This window comes from Lactovum odontotermitis, assembly GCF_054658595.1.
The window spans coordinates 48,548-69,121 of sequence record NZ_BAAGGQ010000005.1; the positions used below are offsets into that span (position 1 = coordinate 48,548).

General features: G+C 47.5%; 15 protein-coding genes. 1 reads left to right on the top strand and 14 read right to left on the bottom strand.

Annotation, left to right across the window (positions count from 1 at the left end):
• Nucleotides 1–38: 38 nt before the first annotated feature.
• The 8 genes from ACYQ2E_RS04185 to era form a co-directional block, all read right to left on the bottom strand.
• Complete coding sequence (locus ACYQ2E_RS04185) at nucleotides 39–2,426, bottom strand: LPXTG cell wall anchor domain-containing protein (RefSeq protein WP_460016812.1); 2,388 nt, start codon at nucleotides 2,424–2,426, stop codon at nucleotides 39–41.
• A 411-nt stretch (nucleotides 2,427–2,837) separates the two neighbouring features.
• Nucleotides 2,838–4,157 carry an aminopeptidase C gene (gene pepC, locus ACYQ2E_RS04190; RefSeq protein WP_460016813.1) on the bottom strand — a complete coding sequence of 440 codons (1,320 nt, stop codon included), beginning with the start codon at nucleotides 4,155–4,157 and terminating at the stop codon, nucleotides 2,838–2,840.
• Nucleotides 4,158–4,429: 272 nt separating this feature from the next.
• Entirely contained in the window at nucleotides 4,430–5,308 is an 879-nt protein-coding gene (gene rsmA / locus ACYQ2E_RS04195; RefSeq protein WP_460016814.1) for a 16S rRNA (adenine(1518)-N(6)/adenine(1519)-N(6))-dimethyltransferase RsmA, read from the bottom strand.
• A complete protein-coding gene (gene rnmV / locus ACYQ2E_RS04200) occupies nucleotides 5,305–5,868 on the bottom strand; it encodes a ribonuclease M5 (protein ID WP_460016815.1) in 564 nt (187 codons plus the stop codon). The genes rsmA and rnmV overlap by 4 nt, the downstream gene beginning before the upstream one ends.
• Nucleotides 5,861–6,634, bottom strand: a complete 774-nt coding sequence (locus tag ACYQ2E_RS04205) for a TatD family hydrolase (RefSeq protein ID WP_460016816.1) — start codon at nucleotides 6,632–6,634, stop codon at nucleotides 5,861–5,863. Before ACYQ2E_RS04205 ends, rnmV begins: the two co-directional genes overlap by 8 nt.
• Before the next feature lie 34 nt (nucleotides 6,635–6,668).
• Nucleotides 6,669–7,067, bottom strand: coding sequence for a transcriptional regulator Spx (gene spx / locus ACYQ2E_RS04210; RefSeq protein ID WP_460016817.1), 399 nt, complete (start codon nucleotides 7,065–7,067; stop codon nucleotides 6,669–6,671).
• Nucleotides 7,068–7,658: 591 nt separating this feature from the next.
• A complete protein-coding gene (recA, locus tag ACYQ2E_RS04215; protein ID WP_460016818.1) occupies nucleotides 7,659–8,909 on the bottom strand; it encodes a recombinase RecA in 1,251 nt (416 codons plus the stop codon).
• A gap of 239 nt (nucleotides 8,910–9,148) precedes the next feature.
• Nucleotides 9,149–10,051: a GTPase Era gene (gene era / locus ACYQ2E_RS04220; RefSeq protein ID WP_460016819.1), complete on the bottom strand. Its 903-nt coding sequence runs from the start codon at nucleotides 10,049–10,051 to the stop codon at nucleotides 9,149–9,151.
• A gap of 72 nt (nucleotides 10,052–10,123) precedes the next feature.
• On the opposite strand from era, the gene ACYQ2E_RS04225 reads away from it, so the two are divergent.
• Nucleotides 10,124–11,389, top strand: coding sequence for a BaiN/RdsA family NAD(P)/FAD-dependent oxidoreductase (locus ACYQ2E_RS04225; protein ID WP_460016820.1), 1,266 nt, complete (start codon nucleotides 10,124–10,126; stop codon nucleotides 11,387–11,389).
• A gap of 252 nt (nucleotides 11,390–11,641) precedes the next feature.
• On the opposite strand, the gene ACYQ2E_RS04230 is transcribed toward ACYQ2E_RS04225, so the two are convergent.
• The 6 genes from ACYQ2E_RS04230 to ACYQ2E_RS04255 form a co-directional block, all read right to left on the bottom strand.
• Entirely contained in the window at nucleotides 11,642–13,270 is a 1,629-nt protein-coding gene (locus ACYQ2E_RS04230) for a DEAD/DEAH box helicase (protein ID WP_460016821.1), read from the bottom strand.
• Between the two features lie 226 nt (nucleotides 13,271–13,496).
• Nucleotides 13,497–14,744 (bottom strand): hypothetical protein, encoded by a 1,248-nt coding sequence (locus tag ACYQ2E_RS04235; protein WP_460016822.1) that lies wholly within the window; start codon nucleotides 14,742–14,744, stop codon nucleotides 13,497–13,499.
• Between the two features lie 92 nt (nucleotides 14,745–14,836).
• Entirely contained in the window at nucleotides 14,837–16,396 is a 1,560-nt protein-coding gene (locus tag ACYQ2E_RS04240; RefSeq protein WP_460016823.1) for a peptide chain release factor 3, read from the bottom strand.
• A 73-nt stretch (nucleotides 16,397–16,469) separates the two neighbouring features.
• Nucleotides 16,470–18,428 carry an acyltransferase family protein gene (locus ACYQ2E_RS04245; RefSeq protein ID WP_460016824.1) on the bottom strand — a complete coding sequence of 653 codons (1,959 nt, stop codon included), beginning with the start codon at nucleotides 18,426–18,428 and terminating at the stop codon, nucleotides 16,470–16,472.
• A 152-nt stretch (nucleotides 18,429–18,580) separates the two neighbouring features.
• On the bottom strand, nucleotides 18,581–19,522 hold the full coding sequence (locus ACYQ2E_RS04250) for an ABC transporter ATP-binding protein (protein ID WP_460016825.1): 942 nt from the start codon (nucleotides 19,520–19,522) through the stop codon (nucleotides 18,581–18,583).
• Nucleotides 19,519–20,571 carry an ABC transporter ATP-binding protein gene (locus ACYQ2E_RS04255; protein WP_460016826.1) on the bottom strand — a complete coding sequence of 351 codons (1,053 nt, stop codon included), beginning with the start codon at nucleotides 20,569–20,571 and terminating at the stop codon, nucleotides 19,519–19,521. Before ACYQ2E_RS04255 ends, ACYQ2E_RS04250 begins: the two co-directional genes overlap by 4 nt.
• Nucleotides 20,572–20,574 lie beyond the last annotated feature (3 nt).

A 20,574-nucleotide genomic window follows, 5' to 3' on the forward strand; every position in this document is an offset into this window, starting at 1 on the left:
ATCCCAGATAAGTCTATCTGAGATTTTTTCGAGCTGAATTAGAGCTGATGATGTTTCGCATTCAATACAAGCTTCATCAGATGTTTCTTGCGCTCTGAACCGCCATAGGCCAGAACCATTGCTGTACCTAGAGTTATAAATCCGGCAAGCAACATTGTCTTATTTGTGCCTTCTCCTGTTTCAGGGAGCTGCTTTTCTGAATGACCAGATACTGGATTTTCTGGAGCTGTTTTCACTGCTGGAGAATATGAGACAGGCGTTTGAGCTGGTGTATTTGGTGCGCTTGGAGAATCTGGCGCGACAGGGCCATTTGCCGGCGACTCTGAGTTTGTCTTGCCGTACCACTTATCTTCATCACCAACAGTTTTTGAAGTATCAATAGTGCCATCAGGATTAACAGGATTTGCTGTGACAGCAGCCTCGTCTCCTTCAGTTTCTCCGGCTGGAGCTGCATCAATCTGGCCTTGGCCGTATACAGCTTCACCCGGCTGTAATACCAGCAGTACACCATCCAGATAGAAGAAGCCGTCTTCGCCAATTGTTAAAGCCGCGCCATTAAAGGTCCAAGTGATTCCTGTGACCATTTTAGAGCCCATGAGTTGGCTGTCAGAAACTTTAATATTGGCTAATGCTTGCGAGCCATTATTTGTCACCCGGAAATAAATTGTTTTGCCGGCAGAAAGGTCTTCAGACGTGCTTGTTGTATCCGCATCGCCTGTACCGATATTATTATCAGTATCGCCGTGATTTCCATCGCCCGGTTCTCCAATAGGTTTCGAGGATTTTTCTATATCAATTGACGGCTCATTGGCGACTGCTGCAACAGGGGTCACGGCAATTGTCGGTGCTGTTGGCGGTGTGTCAAGCGATACCATGCTTACGCTTGATAGGATTGGGTTTACCTTGACGTATTCACCTGTTGGGAAGTCAGCAGTCACAGTGACCTGCCCTCCCCATGTAGAAAGCGTTACCACTTCATTTCCAGTGACCACTTGCGCCTGTGTAAAGTCCGGCATATTAAAGGGGTTAAAACTAGATGCATCCCATTGGCCTGCAGTCCCTTTCAACGTTTCTGACCATTGCTTAGTATTTTTAGTGTTGTTTTCAGTGAAAAACTCTTGAAAAATGCTATTAACAATTCCTTCTACTTCCGATGTACCATCCATATAAAATCCCGTCCACCGAGCAAGCTGGACATCAATTAAAAGAATTTGATAATTAGGATTATCAGTGGCAAGAGCTTCATTCAGTTGTCCAGCAGCAGTCGAAGCAATCAAAATCATCGGTGTATAAGAACTAATAAAACCATCTGAAGCTGCCTGACTTGCGGCTGCATTAAAAGTACTACCCAAAGTATTATAACTTTCAATCGCGACCGAGAGTGAGTTCTGTAACGAAGCAAAAGATGTCGCGAGAGAGTCAAAAACAGATGGAGCAGCTTGAGCCATTGAATAATACGAATTCATCAACTCAGCAGCACTTCCATAGTTTCCAGCTGTGTAGTATGATGAAGCCATGGAAAGCGCGCCATTCTGCTGGTCATTCATACTTAAGGCGGTTGAATTCGCTACGGAGCCAAAAGATGCAGCTAAGCTGGCCGTGGACGATTGAGCAGAGGAGGCGGCTGCGTAATCTGCCGCTAGTGCAATCAGAGAACCTGTTGACATTACATCTAATGAATCTAAATAAGCTGAAGCTTCATCGGAAGCACTGGCGAGAGAGCTTCCTGTTGCAGAGTCAACAACTAAATACTCTCCCGTGATTGAAGCACTTGAATCAAGCGCCTGCAAGCTTGAGACTGCCTCAAAGTAAGAGCTCTCAGACGCTGAAACTGCTGCCATTGATGACTGTAAATCAGAGACGTATTGCGCATAAGACTGAGAAATTGCACTTAAAGAAGCTGTTTCGGCTGCTGTCAGGACGCCGCTGTTCATCTTGTCTACTAAACTTTGAGCGTTTGAAACTGCGCTGGAGAGGTTCTCCTCAGCTGAATTCATGCTTGCAACAGCATTTGAATATGAGTTATAGGCTTCTGAAGCAGCTTGTGAGGCAATAAGGATTCCACTGTTTTTTGTGTTTTCGGCAACTGTATCGCTTGCTGAGCTCAGATAGGAGCTCATTGCTGAGCTATATGAGTCAACAGCGCTGCTGTAGGAGTCCACTGTACCTGAAGCTGTGGCGCTGCCGGATGCAATGGCTGAACTTATCGTCGGGATGGACGATGAAGCACTTGATACAAAATCTGATGCCTGACTGGAAAGCTGCGAAACGAGCGACGACTGCGAAGCTACATTTGACTCTCCAGAAATCTGACTCGCTGTTTCGTTTGCGGCGCTTGCATCTGAATTGGCCGAAGAGGCCGCAGATACTGCATCTGAGGCGACATCTGCTTGAGCAACAATTGAAGGCACGGCTAATGTTGACACTACTGCCCCTCCCCCGGCAAGGACGGTTAACACAGAGGCTGAGTAAAGCCAGGACCTGCCTGATTTCCAAGCTCTAAAATTTGTTTGTTTTGTTTTCATTGGTATAATTCCTTTTCATATGCTTTTTAATAACACATTTACACAAATTATTGTAATATATTCCAGATGAAATTGCAAGAAGATTAAATGTTTATATAATTTAGCACAGCAAAATATCGTATTCTCCAAATCAAGGTAATTATTTTCGAATTATTTTTTTAGACACGCTGTCTTTTTATAGCTAATTTTCTCATATTTTGTTTAGCTGATTTTTTATTTTATATCTTATATTTCTTCACGAATGTACAAAAAAACTTAACAGAGAGTTTAGTTACTCTGCTAAGTTTTTCATTTTTTATTAGTAATCTGTTTTTATGCCAAAGCACCCATCGGGTCCCAAGGCAGCAGAACTTTCGGCTCAGCCTCATAAGCGGCCAGCTCTTCTGCACTCAGGAATTCTTTGCGCACGACAATCTGGTAGGTGAATTCGTCCATCCAGGCGTCTGAAGCCACGAAGTAGCCCTTTTTGCCCACGTCATCGCCCCAGGAATTCTCGACTTTCCATTTTTTGGACTTGCCGGAAGCTTCATCAATGTCTACGCCTGTCAGGACCATGGCGTGCGTCATGAGTGATTCTGCATAGTCAAGACGCGCAGCTTTGTCCTGAGTGAACTTGATGTCAAGCGCGGAATCGAAATCGTAGGCGTCCATTGTCAAGAGACCGTCTTTGCGGTTTGATACTTGGCCTACGTCACAGCCGAACCAGACGGTTTCGCCCTGCTGCATCTGTGCGATGGCGAGTTCTTTGAAGCGGGACATTTCCAGGTTCAGATGTTTGACGGGACGGGCACCTACTACGTTGCCGAGAAATTCGACAGTGTAGGACTTGTTGTATGGTTTGTCCGCCGTAGGCGCGTTGATAATTGAAACGTACTGGTCCAGGTCTACGTTTACGAACTGCTCGTAGAACTCTTTAGGGCTGCCGCTGAATGTCGTGAAATTTTCACCTTTTTTGTCGCGGAAGGCAAATTCAAATTGCTGCGGTGGTAAGCCGAGTGTTGCTGCAAGGAAGTTGAAAATTTCTTGAAGCAGTTTTTTACGCAGCGTTTCGACGTCCTCGGATTTTTTCATGGCTAGGCGAAGCTTTTCAGCACCCTGACGAAGAAGTTTGTCTAAGTACTGGTCGAGTTCGCGTGAGTTTGAAGAAGCCGCAGATTCAGGATAGGCAGCTTTCGGCACGGCACCGTATTTCTGAAAGAGGGCGACAATCATGTCCCATTGTCCGCCGTCGCCTTGCGGCGTGGCCAAAAGGAACTTGAGCTTGCGGTCGTCCATGTCCGGATTTGAAATCAGCATTTCGAAGAACCAGTTGGACTTCTCGTACTTGTCCCAGAAGAATGTGTAAGCTTGTGAAAGCTCGAAATCTTCCAGTTTGTAGTTGGCAATCATTTTGTGGCGCATGGTGTTGAGCGCCGCGAACATCCAGCAGCGGCCGGATTGTTTCTGGTTGGTGACTGGGTCCTTGGTCAGGTCAATGGAAAATTCTGGAATGTTGGCCGCGTGCGATGAACGGCGCTCGAGCGCATTGAGCAGGCCGTTTTTGGTCGCAGCATTCTCGACGGCACGGTATTTTGGATTGGCCGCAAAGTCGCTATAGAGCTGTTGTGTAAAATCGTCGGATAGTTTTGCCATTTTTTTATTCGAATAGATATTGGACAATTAATCTGAGTTTGTCTATTCTTCTCCTTAACTTTGTAATGCTTATATTATAACGCAATTTTCTGAAAATTTCCTGACTGAATCATCGGTTGAGTATGTTCTTCACGATTTCCTGTAAATCGGGCAGGATATCTTGTTCAAGCCACTGGTTTTCGGCCAGCTAGATGTTATTTCTCGGCGAGGGTGAAAGTCTCATTCTGCGGGTCATTTTTGAATGACTGGAATTTTTTCAAGTTTGCTCATAATTATTTCAGCGGTAAAAGTGCGTCTGACAGCACGCCGAAATCAGCGATTGACAGGGCTTCAGCTCTCACAGTCGGCGAAATTTCAGTTTGATTCAGCAGTTTTTCAATCTGCTCTTTTTTGTCCTTGCCGAAGCCTTGCATCAGGTTATTCATCAGGGTTTTGCGGCGATGGGCAAAGGCGATTTTTACCACTTTGAAGAAGAAACCTTCGTCTTTGAGTTCAATCAGCGGCTGCGGACGGCGAATCATCTTTAGAATCGCTGAATCTACATTCGGCGCGGGAACAAAGACATTGCGGGAAACGTCAAAGGCAAGCTGGGCTTCCATGTAGAGCTGGACGGCAATTGACAGGGAGCCATAGGCTTTGGTGCCGGGCTGCGCGGCAATTCGGTCGGCGACTTCTTTCTGCATCATCACGACAAAGCGCTCGAAGGGGATTTTCGACTTGATGAGGTGCATGAGAATCGGTGTGGTGATGTAATAGGGCAGGTTGGCCACGACTTTAACCGGCAGGTCAGGATTGGAAAATTTGGCCGTATAGTCGTTCATGTCGATTTTGAGTACGTCGGCGTTGACCAGCTGCAGATTGTCGTAGCTAGCCAGCGTCTCCTGCAGAATGGGAATCAGGGAATCGTCAATTTCGAAGGCCATCACCTCGGCCGCGTCTTCCAGCAGATACTGGGTGAGCGCGCCAATGCCGGGGCCGATTTCGATGACGTTCGTCTCTTTATTGATTTCGGCTGTCTGGACAATTTTGGACAAGATGTTGCCGTCTGTCAGGAAATTTTGTCCGAACTTTTTCTTGATGAAAAAGTCATGGCGGCGCAGGATGTCCTGGGTGCGGATAATATTGGCAATGCGGTCTATTTCTGTAGTCATTTTTTCTTTTGGTAATCTTTCATAATTGCGGCAACTTGATCACGTTTGATTGAAAACATATGCAGGCGCGCGAGCAATTGTTTTCCGTTGGCATAGCCGATTCTAAGCTGTTCCCCCAGGTATTCGCGGCGTCTGCGGCTTTCTGTGCCCATGATTAGGCCGAGTTTCATCAGGTCTGATTGTGTCACGTCGCTCCTGCTTGCTTTGCCGCCGCCCATCAGGTCTGACAGTGCGGTCTGCAGGCTTTCAAAACTCGCATGTTCAATGCCCAGCGAGCCTTTTCCTCTGGGGGCTGCTTCGTCACGCTTGAGGAAAGCGTGGGAGGCCTCTGGAATAGCGGTCATGATAATTTTGCGGATGCGCTCGCCCTGAAAATCCGGGTCTGTGAAGACAATCAGGCCGCGCGAGGCTTGCAGGAGCTTCAGTCGCTCGATATCCTCCGTATCAATGGCGGAGCCGCCTGTTTCATAGGTCTCCAGGTCAAAAAAACGCTTGAGATTCGCCGTGTCGTCACGACCTTCGACAACGACGATTCTGTCTATTCTTATTCTGTCAGTCAAGTTTAAAAATCCTCATGGCATTCTGATATGTCGCGTCAGCTGCAGCTTCAGCAGTGATACCGCGCAGTTCTGCTATTTTTTCGAGTGTGTAGCGGGTATATCCGGGTTGATTTTCCTTCCCCCGAAACGGAACCGGCGCCAGATAGGGTGCGTCTGTCTCAACCAAGATTCTGTCCAGCGGGAGTTTTGCGGCGGCTTCCTGCACGTCAGTCGCTTTTTTGAAGGTAACCACGCCGCTGAAGGAAATCATCATGCCCAGCTCGGCAAAACGCGCAGCGTCTTCGTAGCTACCTGAGAAGCTGTGCATGATGGCGCCAGCCTTGCTGACGCCCTCCTCGCGAATGATGTCATAGGTGTCTTCCAGCGCGTCGCGTGTGTGCACCATGAAAGGCTTGTCCATGTGCTTGGCCAGACGAATCTGCTTGCGGAAAACGTCTTCCTGCAGCCATTTCGGCGACACCATCCAGTGATAGTCCAGGCCGATTTCGCCGACTGCCAAAACCTTCGGCCGCTGCAATTCGGACAAAAGGAACTCTTCTGTCTCGCTGTCAAATTCTGCGCATTCATCCGGATGCCAGCCGATTGTCGCATAGCACTGTTCGTAGCCTTCTGCCAAATCTAGTGCCCACTTGCTGGTCTTCATATCACAGCCGACAATGTTCATCTTGGTCACGCCTAATTCGAACGCCGCTTCGATGACTTCGGCTTCACGGCCGAGGAATTCGTCCGAGTTCAAGTGTGTGTGGCTATCAAATATTTCTAACATGTGTTCATTGTACCAAAAAAGCGCTGTTGGCGCTTTAAATCACATTCTGCATCCGAACGCTTGCATTTTCCAAGACCCGCACAGCACGCGGCAGAAAAGTTCGAATTTCTTCCTCGTTATAGCCCACATGCAATCGTTTCTCGTCCATGATAATGGGACGACGCAAAACTTGCGGATTCTCTGAAATAATTTTAATTGCCCGTGACAAAGGAATGTCTTCAAGTTCTACGCCCAAAGTTTTTACAACGCGGCTGCGGGTGGAAATCAGTCCCTCCAAGCCGTCATCGCATCTCATCAGAATACGTTTCACCTCTTCTCTTGACAGAGGCTCGGCGATAATATTCCGCTCTTCAAATGCAATATGATGCCTGGCTAACCAGCTTTTCGCTTTTTTACAAGATGTACAACTTGGTGCTGTGTAAATTTCAATCATTGACCACTTCCTGAGATTTTATGTTGTTATTGTAACACATTTTTTTGCGAAATAACGAGTTTTCCAGAAAATTTTTATACTTTTTTGAAAGAAAACGTTTCCTTTGAACGTGTTTCTGCTAATGCTCAGCTCGAATTGTAAAGATGATTCCAACAAGTTATTCTTTGCGGCAGTAAAAACTGTTTTTTAGCTCTAATAAATTTTTGAGAATCAAAAACTCAGGTCTTGTGTCCTAAATCTCTTCGTTGGGTCAGATATTAGAATCTAATAATTAGACGCAACGTCCATAAACCGCTATGTGTCCTGATGAATGATGAAAACTCTGAGGCTACTATTTCACTCTCAAAAAGGTAAGCAAAAGACAACTAGAGGTCATGACAGGTACAGAGAGCTACGTACAGGCTATATGAAGCGTATTTTACTCCTGTTTGCAGAAAATGCAAAAAATGAGTTTTGTAATACTTATTTTTTGCATTTATAAAGACGCATACGTCTGACTTCTTCAGCTTGTGAATAAGCAAGACGAAAAGAACCGACAACTGGTTTAAGAAATTTTGCAAAAATTACAAAATCTGATTTTTAAGATACTCTTTAGTCTTCAATCTCCAATGGTTCAAGCTCTATTTCTTCCTGTTCTTCGACAAGTTCTATTTCTTCAGGCTCTTCTGCTTCCTCATCTTTTTCTGTCTTCTTAGCAGGTTTTTTGGCTGCTTTTTTGCCAGTTTTCTTTCCTGAAGCCGAAGCTGCCGCTGCAGCTGTCTCGGCCGCGGCTCTCTGCTCAGCTGCTGCTTCGGCAGTCGGCAGGTCGTAATGCTCACGCACGGCTTTGTCAATTTCTGCAAAGACTTCCGGATTTTCCTTCAGATATTTTCTTGCCTTCTCAGCACCCTGCGCAATTTTCTCATCCTTGTAGGCAAACCAGGCGCCTGACTTGTGGATAATATCCAAATCTGTCGCAATCGTCAGCAGTTCACCTTCACGGGAAATTCCTTCGCCGTACATGATTTCTACATTCGCAACCTTGAAAGGCGGTGCGACCTTATTTTTCACGACTTTAATCTTTGTCTCTTTACCGATTGCCTCTTTGTTGTCGCCGGTTCCGACCTCTACGCGTTTCGAGCCGCGAACATCCAGACGAACGGATGCATAGAACTTCAAAGCGCGTCCGCCAGGCGTAGTTTCCGGTGAGCCGAACATGACGCCGACTTTTTCACGCAGCTGGTTAATAAAAATGGCAATTGTCTTTGTTTTGTTGATGACAGAGGCCAGCTTACGCATAGCCTGGCTCATCATGCGGGCCTGCAGTCCGACTGTTGAATCGCCGATTTCGCCGTCAATTTCCGCACGCGGAACCAGAGCCGCAACCGAGTCAATGACCACAAGGTCTATCGCACCGGATTCAATCAGCTTCTCAGCGATTTGAAGACCCTGCTCGCCTGAATCGGGCTGTGACAAGAGCAGCTGGTCGATATCCACGCCCAGCGCCTGCGCATAGACTGGGTCCAGCGCATGCTCTGCGTCAATGAAAGCAGCGATTCCGCCCTCTTTCTGCGCCTGTGCCACAGCGTGCAGTGCAACTGTCGTTTTACCAGAACTTTCAGGGCCGAAAATCTCAATGATACGCCCCTTAGGGTAACCGCCTGCGCCTAGCGCAATGTCCAAAGCGAGCGAGCCCGAGCTCATAACCTGAACTTTCTGATTCGCCGACTCGCCCAGACGCATCAATGCGCCCTTGCCGAAGTCTTTTTCAATTGTCTCAAGTGCTTTATTCAGCGCTTTTTCTCTATCGTCACCGAATTTTTTTGAAATTTCGCTCAAATCTTTCTTTGCTTTTGCTGCCAATTTTTTCTCCTTCAGCAGAGAGCGCACGCCTGCAGGTTTTCCCCGCTAATGGCCCTCAACTGTAATTCTATTATTTTATCCGCTTGCTTATTATAACATAAAATATAACTTTTGGTTATGTTTTATAACTTTTTGTTATATTTTTCTGCTATTATTTACTCGCTTACTAATACATACGTTTTATTTTGCAAAATGTTTCAAGTTTTTGATATTTTCTTGATTTTTCGGACGTTTCACTGTTATTCGTCTTCTTTCACATAACCGAAATCAGCCAAATCAATCTTCTTGTCACGCCAGTCTTCCTTTACCTTCACCCATGTTTCCAGATAAACCTTGTCGCCCAGCATCAGTTCAATGTCGCGGCGGGCCAATGAGCCGATTTTCTTAATCATTGCGCCGCCCTTGCCCAGAATAATGCCCTTTTGCGACTTACGCTCGACAAAAATCGTGGCATGGATATGCACCTTGTCGAACTCGTCACGCTTCATTGACTCCGTCACTACGGCGATGCTGTGCGGTACTTCTTCGCGTGTCAGCATGAGAATTTTCTCGCGAATCATTTCGCTGACCAGAAAACGCTCGGGATGGTCGGTAATCTGGTCTTCCGGGAAATACTGCGGCCCTTCAACCAGCTTGTCGCTGATGGTCTGGAGCAGCGTATCGGTATTATTCCCTTGAAGCGCGGAAATCGGCACGACTTCGGCAAAATGCATCTGACTGGTATAGTCCTCGACAGTGGCATAAAGGTCATTCGGATGGACTTTGTCAATTTTGTTCAGCACCAGAATCACAGGCACTTCTGCCTTTTTCAGACGCTCGATAATCATGTTTTCGCCGGTTGAGCGAGGCTCGTCCGCCGCCACCATGAAGAGCACCACGTCACACTCGCGCAGCGTTGAATAAGCCGACTGCACCATGAAATCGCCCAGCGCATTGTGCGGCTTGTGAATTCCCGGCGTGTCAATGAAGACAACCTGTTCAGAATCCGTGGTATAGATTCCCATGATTTTATTGCGCGTTGTCTGCGGTTTGTCGCTCATGATGGCGATTTTCTGACCCATTATCTGATTCAGAAAAGTCGATTTCCCGACGTTCGGCCGGCCGATAATGGCCACAAAGCCAGATTTAAATGTTTTTTGCATGACTCTATTTTAACAGATTTCCGAACTTTTCGCTGGACTGATTTCTGAAAAATTAGTGTAAAATAGTTCAATATGAATAATTTTGATGTAATTGTAGTTGGCGCAGGACCAAGCGGCATGATGGCGGCGATTTCGGCGGCCGAGTCTGGTGCCAATGTTGCCTTGATTGACAAAAACCGGCAGGTTGGGCGTAAGCTCCTGTTAACCGGCGGCGGTCGCTGCAACGTGACCAACAGCGGGACAATTGAGGATATTTTGGACAATGTTCCAGGAAATGGACGTTTTCTCCACTCAGCATTTGCTCAGTTTGACAATCATGACATCATGGAATTCTTCAGGAAAAATGGCGTTGCGCTCAAAGAGGAAGACCACGGAAGAATGTTTCCTGTAAGCAATAGGGCCCGCACCATAGTAGATGCGCTCTTTGAGCGTTTGACAGCTGCAGGGGTTAAATTTTTCCCTGAGCAGGCAGTGACGCAGCTCTGTATCGAAAATGCGCAAATCGCGGGCCTAGAAACTACTGCTGGCCATTTTTCAGCAGAAAAAGTAATTCTGTCAACTGGCGGACGTGCCTACCCTGGGACTGGCTCGACCGGTGACGGCTATAAGCTGGCAGAATCGGCCGGTCACAGCATTACGCCGCTTTATGCAACAGAATCTGCTCTGATTTCTTCCGAGAAATTCATCGCAGACAAGAGTTTACAGGGTATTTCCTTGAAAAACATCCAATTATCTGTTCTGAATTCCAAAAACAAGGTGCTCGTTTCACACCAGCATGACTTGATTTTCACGCATTTTGGGCTGTCAGGGCCTGCCGCGCTGCGCTGTTCGAGTTTTATCAACAAAGAATTATTGAAAGGCGCAGAAAACGTCACGGTTCAGCTTGATATTTTCCCGGAGAGTCGCACTGCTGAACTTGCACAAAAAATCTTATCGTTGTCCAAAAACTCTGAAAAGAATCTGGTCAATACGCTCTCTCCCTTAATTCCTGAGCGGCTGCTGGTCTTTCTGTTCAGCAAATCCGCCCTGACGCCAGATATGCCAGGCAAGCAACTGAACCCGCGGCAGGCTGAAGATTTTGCGAAGCTGGCAAAGTCGCTGTCCATACGAATTGACAAAACTTTTCCAATCGAAAAATCTTTCGTCACTGGCGGCGGCGTGAATTTGCGCGAGGTCAATCCGAAAACTCTGGAAAGCAAACTGACGCACGGACTTTATCTGACGGGTGAGCTGCTCGACATCAACGGCTACACCGGCGGTTATAATGTCACCTGCGCCTTTGTTACCGGCTGGGTGGCGGGGTATCATTCCGCACAAGAAAATGAGTTCATCAACTGAACTCATTTTTTTATGTATTTTAACTGAGTTCACACAGCGCTAAAGCTCTGGCAATTTCTAGAAGCCTAAAGCTTCTGAAATTGTCTGCGTCCTATGGACGCTGTTGTCGACTCTCGCTACGGCGCTGAAGCGCCTAGTCGAGTCGCAGCACGCCTGAAGCTAGGAAATTAGATAAAATTGGAACCTGCCCTGCGGGCAGAACCCAATTTTCCTAAATTTCTACGCTTCAAAACGGGCGTGCTTCACATCTTGTCAATTATCGCGTGTCCGCATGACAAATCCCTGCTTGCCGTTCGGCTGCTTGATGCGAGGCGTTTTACCCTTGCCGAAATCGCGCTTATTGTTGTCACGCTTGCGCTCGACTGAGTAGCCTTTGTCATCACGACCGCGACGCCCGTCTCGGCTGTCTGAACGGCGATTGTCACGGTCTCCGTGTCGGCGGCCGTCCCGATTGCTGAAGCGGTTGTTGTCGCGGCGGTTGCCGTTTCCGCGTCCGCCTCCGCGGTTGTTTTTATTGCCGAAAGTGTGGAATCGGTCTCCGCCGTTGGCCGGCAATGGTTTCTCAGGTGCAATGTCGACTTTTTCCATTGTATCTGGGTCTTTCACGCGGTCCTGGAGCAGCAGGGCAATCAGCTCACGCGCGTCAAATTCTGCTAGAAGAGCATCGACGTCCTTGTCAAACTTGAGTAATTTTTCGCGCAAGCCGCTGTTTGTCAAGTCACGTTTCACGGCATTTTTGGCGTCGATTAGGCTGGCCTGGTAGGCTTCTTCTTTTGTCGGCGGTTTCATGCCTTTCATCTCATGCTTGGTCAGGTTTTCAATCGCGCGCAGGTAGCCCATTTCGTTGTAGGTCACAAAGGTGATGGAGACGCCTGATTTCCCGGCACGGCCGGTACGGCCGATTCTATGCACATAAGACTCTTGGTCTTGTGTAATGTCGTAGTTGTAGACGTGTGTCACGCCTGAGATGTCCAGGCCGCGGGCTGCGACGTCGGTTGCCACGAGGATTTCCAGCTGGCCGGCTTTGAAATCGCGCAGGACGGAGAGCCGCTTGTTCTGGTCGAGGTCGCCGTGAATGCCTTCGGCACGGTAGCCGCGGATTTTCAGGCCGCGTGTGATCTGGTCGACACGGCGTTTGGTACGGCCGAAAACGATGGCCAGCTCTGGCTTCTGCACGTCAATCAGGCGGCAGAGGATGTCGAATTTCTCAAACTCTTTTGTCTTGATGAAGTACTGGTCAATCTTGTCTGCCGTCATTTCAGAGGACTTCACCTTGATATGCTGCGGCTCGCGCATGAATTTCACGCCGATTTTCTTGATTTCCGGCGGCATGGTGGCTGAGAAGAGCAGGGTCTGGCGTGACTCGGCAGGTGTTTTCTGGATGATGAACTCGATGTCTTCCAGGAAGCCCATGTTCAGCATCTCATCGGCTTCGTCGAGAATCAGTGTCTGTACGCCGTCAAGCTTCAGGGCTTTGCGCTTAATCAAGTCTACCAGGCGGCCTGGTGTTCCCACCACAATTTGTGCGCCGGCTTTCAAATCGCGAATCTGACGCTCAATGGATGAACCGCCGTAAACGATACGGACTTTCAGCTTTTTTGCTTTGCCGTAACGGAAGAGTTCTTCCTGATTCTGCACGGCTAGTTCACGTGTCGGTGCAATGACCAGTGCCTGCAAACCGCCCTCAGCGTCAATCTTCTCAATCGTGGGCAGTCCGAATGCGGCTGTCTTACCGGTACCGGTCTGGGCTTGTCCGATGATGTCGTGGCCAGCCATAACCAGCGGAATTGTCTGTTCCTGGATAGGTGTCGGCGTTTCGTAGCCGATTTCAGACAGCGTGTTCAAAAGGCCCTCGGAAAGGCCAAAATCTTTAAAATTCATTGAATTCTATGTTTACAAGTCTTCAAGCATGTTTAAGACCGGTTAAATTCCAGTCAAATTAGACATTAACAAGAGACTCGTTCTCCTTATATTTTTTTGAAACAGTAAAGACTCAAAAATATAATCTCGGCAGCTTCCCGAAGGCCTGCTAACAAGGTCTTTACTTATTCCATTACAAAAGGGGAAGATGACTTCCCCCTTGAAAGTAAAATAATTATATCACAAATTAACTTGATTTTCCAGTGACGGCTTTTACCGGTATTGATTTCGGCTTGGCAGAGGCTTTGTCCTTCTTGGCATACTTGTCGAATGTTGCCTCTGAAATTCCGAAAATTCGGTCCACGAAGGCATTTGTTTTGCGTCGATAATTGATTTGTGAACTTTCAAACAGTGGAAAGAGAACCGTGATTACCTTATCTTTGCCATTGGGCCTGAATCTCGTAATGGCTACTTGCTCTAGATAAGGCGGTGCTTTCACAGTTTCTCCTTTTCCAAACTGAACTTTACTGCCGTTTACCTGTATGCTATAACGGGTAATCTTAGAGTCTTTATTTCCAAAAGAGCGTGACATGAAAAGATAGCCATCGTCTACCGCCAGTCCCTGAACCTCTGCTGGCACAGAGTAGGCAGAGTTTGCCGAAATGTGCCAGACGCCGGATTTCGTGTAGCTCTCTTTTTTTGCATTTCCGGCTGTGAGAAAATAAGTGCCGTCTTCTCCCTTTTCAAATTTCGTTTTGAAAACTTGAATCTGTCCGCCGCCTGATTTTTGGCTGAAGTAACCCACCAAGAGATTATTCTTGTGAAATTCGACGGTAGAGGCTGCTTTAATTGTATCCAAAGTCAGCTTAGCAGTATAAAAAATCGGCTCTTTCTCTTTCATGTCATATTCGTCAATGTCAGCCTGATTAATTCCCGAAAGAACAGCTTTTCCGCCGTGGGAATCGCTGACCCAAAGTATCCCCATCTGCAAGTCATAGCCGAGTCCGCCGACATGTGCCTTATTATCCAATCCAATTGTCTTGACGTATTTACCGCTACGATAATCTATCATGAAGATGACTGAGTTCAATTTATGTTCATGGTCATAAGCTGAAATGAAGATGTAGCGGTCACTGATGGTAATGCCCTGCGGCGTGTAATTTTCTGATTTTACCAGCTCATAGGCCTTGTCCGCCTTTTTCCGAAGACCATAAGAGCTGTAAATCCCTGGTAACGGCACATTACCGTCGATAGACTCTTTAATCACAGGGTAGTTTTTCATGGCTTTCGTAAACGCTGCTTCTGAGCGCAAAGGCTCGTCTGACGCCTCACCTGCAGGAACTGCGACCTTTGCGTAACTCGGGTCGATATCAGATGTAAGTCCGGGTCCAAAAACAGTCCAGAGTATAATTGCCGCGCCAGCCACGATGAGTATGCTCAAAATGGAGGTGAGCATTCTTCGCTTTCTTGTTTGAAATAATTTTTTAATGGACATTCTGTCTACTCCTGCCCATTATTTTAACAGATTCAGCTGTTTTTTTGGCAAAAAAAGCCTGGGAATTGCTTCCCAAGCCATGTTTACTCAGATTAAACGTTGAATTCTGTGTAAAGCTTGACATCCGGGTATTTGTCCACGAACCAGCGCATGGCAAAGTCGTTTTCAAACAAGAAAAGCGGGTGGTCAAAGCGGTCGCGCGCGAGGATATTGCGGGAGCTGGACATTTTTTCGTCCAGCTGCTCCGGGTCAATCCAGCGCACGGTTTTACTGCCGAGCGGCGTCATGACGATGTCGGCGTTGTATTCGCGCTCCATGCGGTCTTTGAAAACTTCAAACTGAAGTTGACCAACGGCGCCGAGCATAATTTCATTCGTTGTGTAGGTGCGGTATAACTGGATGGCACCTTCTTGGACAAGCTGTTCAATCCCCTTCTGGAATGATTTCTGCTTCATAACATTCTTGGCGGAAACACGCACGAAAAGCTCTGGTGTAAAGGTCGGCAGCGGTTCAAAAGCTGTTTTCAGCTTGCCGGTCGCAAGTGTATCGCCTACCTGGTAAGTCCCCGTATCGTAGACGCCGATAATGTCGCCTGCGACAGCATTCTGGACATTTTCTCGACTGTCGGCCATAAACTGGGTCACGTTTGATAATTTGACCTGCTTGCCTGTGCGGAGCAAATTCACGCTCATGCCGCGCTCAAATTCTCCGGAAACGATACGTACGAAGGCGATACGGTCGCGATGTTTGGGGTCCATATTGGCCTGGATTTTGAAGACAAAGCCTGAGAAATCCGGATTCATGGGATTCACTTCAGTTCCGTAGACTGTCTTGTGGCTGCCTGGCTCCGGCGCAAATTTCAGGAATGTCTCCAGGAATGTCTGGACACCAAAGCTCGTTAATGCCGAGCCAAAGAAGACGGGCGTCAATTCTCCAGCCAGCACTGCAGATTCATCAAATTCGTTGCCGGCATCTGCCAGAAGTTCTGCATCTTCAACTGCCTGCTCATAAAAAGGATTGCGCGCCAAAGGATGACTGCCCACCTCCGAGAAGGGGACAAAACGCTCGCCGTCGGCCGGCTGATAGACTTCCACGCGCTCATTATCAAAGTCATATAAGCCCTGGAAATTTTTCCCCATGCCAATCGGCCAGTTCATCGGCACTGAGCTGATTCCGAGGACCTCTTCGAGCTCTGACAGCAAATCCAGCGGCTCGCGGCCGTCGCGGTCGAGTTTGTTGATAAAGGTGAAAACGGGGATGTGGCGGTGCTTTACGACCTGAAAGAGCTTCTTCGTCTGCGCCTCGATACCTTTGGCCGAGTCGATGACCATGACCGCCGCGTCCACTGCCATCAGCGTCCGGTAAGTGTCTTCTGAGAAGTCCTCATGCCCAGGCGTATCAAGGATGTTGACGCGTTTTCCGGCATAGTCAAACTGCATCACAGACGATGTCACCGAGATGCCGCGCACTTTTTCGATATCCATCCAGTCGGACTTGGCGAAATTGCCGGTTTTACGCGCCTTGACCGTGCCCGCCTCGCGAATGGCCCCGCCGAATTTCAGCAGCTGCTCGGTAATCGTCGTTTTTCCGGCGTCGGGGTGAGAGATAATCGCGAAAGTTCGCCTAGTCTGTATTTCTTCTTGTAAATTCATAGGTTTTATTATAACAGAAAGCCGAGGGTTTTTGTATATCTTTTGTTGTAAAAGTTTGCCATAAAATGTTGTTTTATCCCTGCTTCATGACCGCTTGAGTAATGAGCTGCACGTAGGCTGTGATGCCGTCGCTGGTTAAATGGACTTCATCAGAAACAAAATACTCAGGGTGGTTGATGGACGTGTTATACCAGTCTAACACATGAAGATTCGGGTGACTCTTGGCAGCATTGGCCAGTGCTGCGTTATCTCCAGCTTCCCAGCTTCGCGGCACGCGAACATTCACCCAAAAGACAGGACGACCGGCGGCAACAGCCATGACAGAATTAATATCTGCATCGCTGATGGTGCCGTTGATTCCAAGGTCAATCAGAATAGCTTTCGCATTTGCAAGAATTCCCGGCGGTAGAGCCTGCAGAACTGCGGCTCCGGCATCTGCCTGACGCCCGACTTGTCCGTCAAGGTACATTTGCGGAAATGTCTGCTGCAGTCTGTCTGACACATCCAGCATGACCGAATCGCCTACAGCAGCCATCGGATAATCTGCCGGAACAACGGGAGAAGACTCTGTACTGCTGGGGGCGCTGGATGCACTGGTTGTACTGCTAGCCGTTGTGCTTGATGAAGAACTTGGCGTGTCCGCAGTTTCTTCTGAAGCTTTTGAGCTTTCCGGCGAAGTGCTGCTTGGCTTAGATTCTGTGCTGTCACCAGAACTGGAAGCAGAACTAGATGAAGATACAGCACTCGAGCTGCTGCTTCCTTTTGAAGTCAGCAGTTCACGATTATGCGACTCCACAGCTAACTTATTGCCGGCAATTGTCTTCTCTAGGCGTTTAATGTCTTCAGACTGGGCAGGAGACGAAACGATGATGACAAGTCCAGCAATTCCCAGCGGTATCAGCGCATAAATCGGCAGTTTCCGGACGGAGCGCAAATTTCGGGTAAAGAATTCTTTTACAGACTCCAACGAAATTTGGCCGAACGGCTTTTCTACTAAACGATAGGAAATCTCAGATAAAAGAAGTATCAGAGCCAGTTCCCAGAGCACATTGTACCAGAGAGAGCTGTTGATTCCCCAGTTTTCGACTACAGCAAAAACAGGAAGCTGCCAAAGATAGATGGCATAGGAGCGCGAGCCTAGGTATTTGAAAAATCCGTTGGACAGGAGTCGGTTCCTGCCGAAATTCAGGGTAGCAAACAGCCAAATTATCAGCGCCGCAAGCAAACTGAAGAGATACATTCCGCCGCGATAGACGAAAACTGATTTGTCCGGCAAGAGAAACATAGCAGCGAGAATTTCCAAAAAGGCAATGAGTGCAAGAAACTGGACTAATCTTCGTTTCAGTCTGACTTTTTGGCCAGATTCGGCAAAAGCCAGAGCTGCGCCTATCAGCAGTGCAAAGATTCGTGTATCCGTTCCGTAGTAAACACGAGTCGGGTCGCCTCCCGTCTTAAACATCAGCGCCATCGCAAGTCCAGAGACGAGACTGAGCAATAACAGCATGATTACCGGCAGCTTTTTCCCCTTTTTCTTAGGCAGAATGAGCATCAGCAAGGCCAGAACAACTGCAAATTGCCCCTCAATTGATAGAAAATAAACATGTTTAAAGGCATTATTTGCCGTCTGTGCAAAATTTGCAAAATAAGAAGCGCCGTCCGCAATCTGCCACCAATTATTGACGGAAAACAGGCTCGACAAGAAAGTTTCCCGCATCCCAGTCAGCATCTTCGGCTGAAATATCAGAAAAAAGAAAGCTGATACAAGAAAAACTAGAAGCATCTGAGGATAAATTCGTTTGATGCGCTTAAGGAAAAATTCTTTCCAGCGAATTTCTCTAGAAGCGCGATATTCGGCAAGGAGTGAACGCGTCAATAAAAATCCAGTCAGTACGAAAAAAATCTGAACAGCCAAATAACCGCCAGGCAAAAGCTTAGGCGTGACATGGTAGAATATAACGCCAAGCACACCAAGTGAGCGTAAAGCGTTAATTCCGTAAATGTATCTTTTGTTAGAATGGTTATCTTTTTTCATGAAGTTAAGTTAACTAGCATTTTTATGCTGTATTTACTATTTTACCAAAGAAGAAAAAGAATTCAAGTCGTCAGCTACCAAAATCCCGAAATTAATTAGAACAATTAATCGTCAGCCCAGTAAAAAAGCCGTTCTCACGGCTTTTAATTAATTTAGACAGTTGCTGTCTTTTTGTATTTTTCAGCTTCTTCTTCCGTTGAAAATACAAAGTGACCAGGCACGATTTCACGCATTTCACGAATCTGTCCGTCAGTTTCGTTTGTCGGATCATAAACAATCGGCGTACGTTGACGCTCGTAAAGCGGGTCAGGCGCAGGAATTGAGCTCAGGAGCGACTTCGTGTAGGGATGAATCGGATGGTTATAAACCGCCTCCGAAGTCCCGATTTCCAAGATTTTGCCCCAGTGCATGACACCGATACGGTCTGAAATATATTTCACCATTGACAAATCATGAGCAATGAAGAGATATGTCAATCCCTCTTGTTCCTGAATGTCCTGCATCAGATTGACAACCTGCGCTTGAATCGAAACGTCAAGGGCTGAGATTGGCTCATCGGCCACGATGAACTTCGGCTTAACGGCCAAGGCACGGGCAATACCGATACGCTGACGCTGACCGCCGGAAAATTCATGCGGATAACGCGTCATATGGTCGTCATTCAGCCCGACAAGACGGAGCAGCTCCAGTACACGGGCATCTCGCTCTTCTTTAGTTTTCGCCAGTCCATTGGCATCCAGCCCCTCGGCAATGATGTCGCGGACACGCATACGACCGTCCAGTGAGGCCTGCGGATCCTGGAAAATCATCTGCGCTTTTGAGCGAAAATCAACCAGTTCCTTGCCGCCTAATTTCTTGACATCTTCTCCATCAAAGAGAATCTGGCCTGACGCAATGTCTCGGTCATAGAGCTTCAAAATGGCACGTCCGATGGTTGTTTTGCCAGAGCCGGACTCACCTACCAGACCAAACGTTTCACCCTCGTAAATCTCAAATGAGACGTTGTTAATGGCCTTGTTGGCATTACGTTTGCCCTTATTGAAAATGAGGTTCAGATTTTTCAGTTCAATCAGTTTTTTATCAGATTTAATCATTCTGCTGCACCTCCGTTTTTCATTTCTGCCCAGCGCGCCCAGCGTTTTTTGATGTTTTCAGACGGCTCAACCTTAGGTGCGCGCTCATCCAATAACCAAGTCTTAGCTGAATGAGTTTCAGACACCTTAAAGAATGGAGGTTCCTCTTCAGAATCAATGGCCAAAGCATACTTGTTACGCGCCGCAAAAGCATCACCTTTCGGCGGATTCAGCAAATCAGGCGGTGTGCCCGGAATTGAAGCCAAGCGGTCTGAATTTGTATCCACTGTCGGCATCGAATCAAGAAGTCCCCAAGTGTAGGGATGCTGCGGATTGTAGAAAATCTCCTCAACCGTACCGAACTCCACGATTTCTCCCGCATACATGACGGCGACGCGGTTCGCAAAGCCTGCCACAACGCCAAGGTCGTGCGTGATAAAGATAATCGATGAATTGATTTTCTGCTGCAGCTCAGCCATCATGTGCATGATTTGTGCCTGAATCGTTACGTCAAGCGCCGTAGTCGGCTCATCTGCAATCAGGATATCCGGTTCAGCCGCGAGAGCGATTGCGATAACCGCACGCTGACGCATACCGCCAGACCATTGATGCGGATAATCACGGATATGAATCTCAGGGTCAGGAATTCCAACCTGTGTCATCAGCTCCAACGCACGCGCCAAAGCCTCTTTCTTGCTCATTCCCTTATGTTTTGTCAACGGCTCCGCAATCTGATTACCAATACGCATGGTCGGATCGAGCGATGTCATCGGATCCTGGAAAATCATGGAAATCTCATTGCCGCGGATATGCTGCCAGTCTTTTTCTGTCGACTTCAAAAGGTCTTTGCCTTTGAAAAGCAGCTCACCCTCAGGAATAATCGCATTTTTGGCATTAAGTCCCATCAGTGTCTTTGTCGTAACTGACTTGCCAGAGCCGGACTCGCCCACAATTGCCAGCGTTTCGCCCTCTTTCAGCGTGAAAGAAACATTGCGAATCGCCTTTACTTCACCTGCATAAGTGTGGAAATCCACATGCAGATTTTTTACTTCTAAAATATTTTCTGCCATGAT

What these genes read in the sequence shown, in the direction of transcription:
- pepC (WP_460016813.1), bottom strand. Translation starts at nt 4,157, where the DNA reads ATGGCAAAACTATCCGACGATTTTACACAACAGCTCTATAGCGACTTT.
- rsmA (WP_460016814.1), bottom strand. Translation starts at nt 5,308, where the DNA reads ATGACTACAGAAATAGACCGCATTGCCAATATTATCCGCACCCAGGAC.
- ACYQ2E_RS04205 (WP_460016816.1), bottom strand. Translation starts at nt 6,634, where the DNA reads ATGTTAGAAATATTTGATAGCCACACACACTTGAACTCGGACGAATTC.
- spx (WP_460016817.1), bottom strand. Translation starts at nt 7,067, where the DNA reads ATGATTGAAATTTACACAGCACCAAGTTGTACATCTTGTAAAAAAGCG.
- era (WP_460016819.1), bottom strand. Translation starts at nt 10,051, where the DNA reads ATGCAAAAAACATTTAAATCTGGCTTTGTGGCCATTATCGGCCGGCCG.
- ACYQ2E_RS04225 (WP_460016820.1), top strand. Translation starts at nt 10,124, where the DNA reads ATGAATAATTTTGATGTAATTGTAGTTGGCGCAGGACCAAGCGGCATG.
- ACYQ2E_RS04230 (WP_460016821.1), bottom strand. Translation starts at nt 13,270, where the DNA reads ATGAATTTTAAAGATTTTGGCCTTTCCGAGGGCCTTTTGAACACGCTG.
- ACYQ2E_RS04235 (WP_460016822.1), bottom strand. Translation starts at nt 14,744, where the DNA reads ATGTCCATTAAAAAATTATTTCAAACAAGAAAGCGAAGAATGCTCACC.
- ACYQ2E_RS04240 (WP_460016823.1), bottom strand. Translation starts at nt 16,396, where the DNA reads ATGAATTTACAAGAAGAAATACAGACTAGGCGAACTTTCGCGATTATC.
- ACYQ2E_RS04245 (WP_460016824.1), bottom strand. Translation starts at nt 18,428, where the DNA reads ATGAAAAAAGATAACCATTCTAACAAAAGATACATTTACGGAATTAAC.
- ACYQ2E_RS04250 (WP_460016825.1), bottom strand. Translation starts at nt 19,522, where the DNA reads ATGATTAAATCTGATAAAAAACTGATTGAACTGAAAAATCTGAACCTC.
- ACYQ2E_RS04255 (WP_460016826.1), bottom strand. Translation starts at nt 20,571, where the DNA reads ATGGCAGAAAATATTTTAGAAGTAAAAAATCTGCATGTGGATTTCCAC.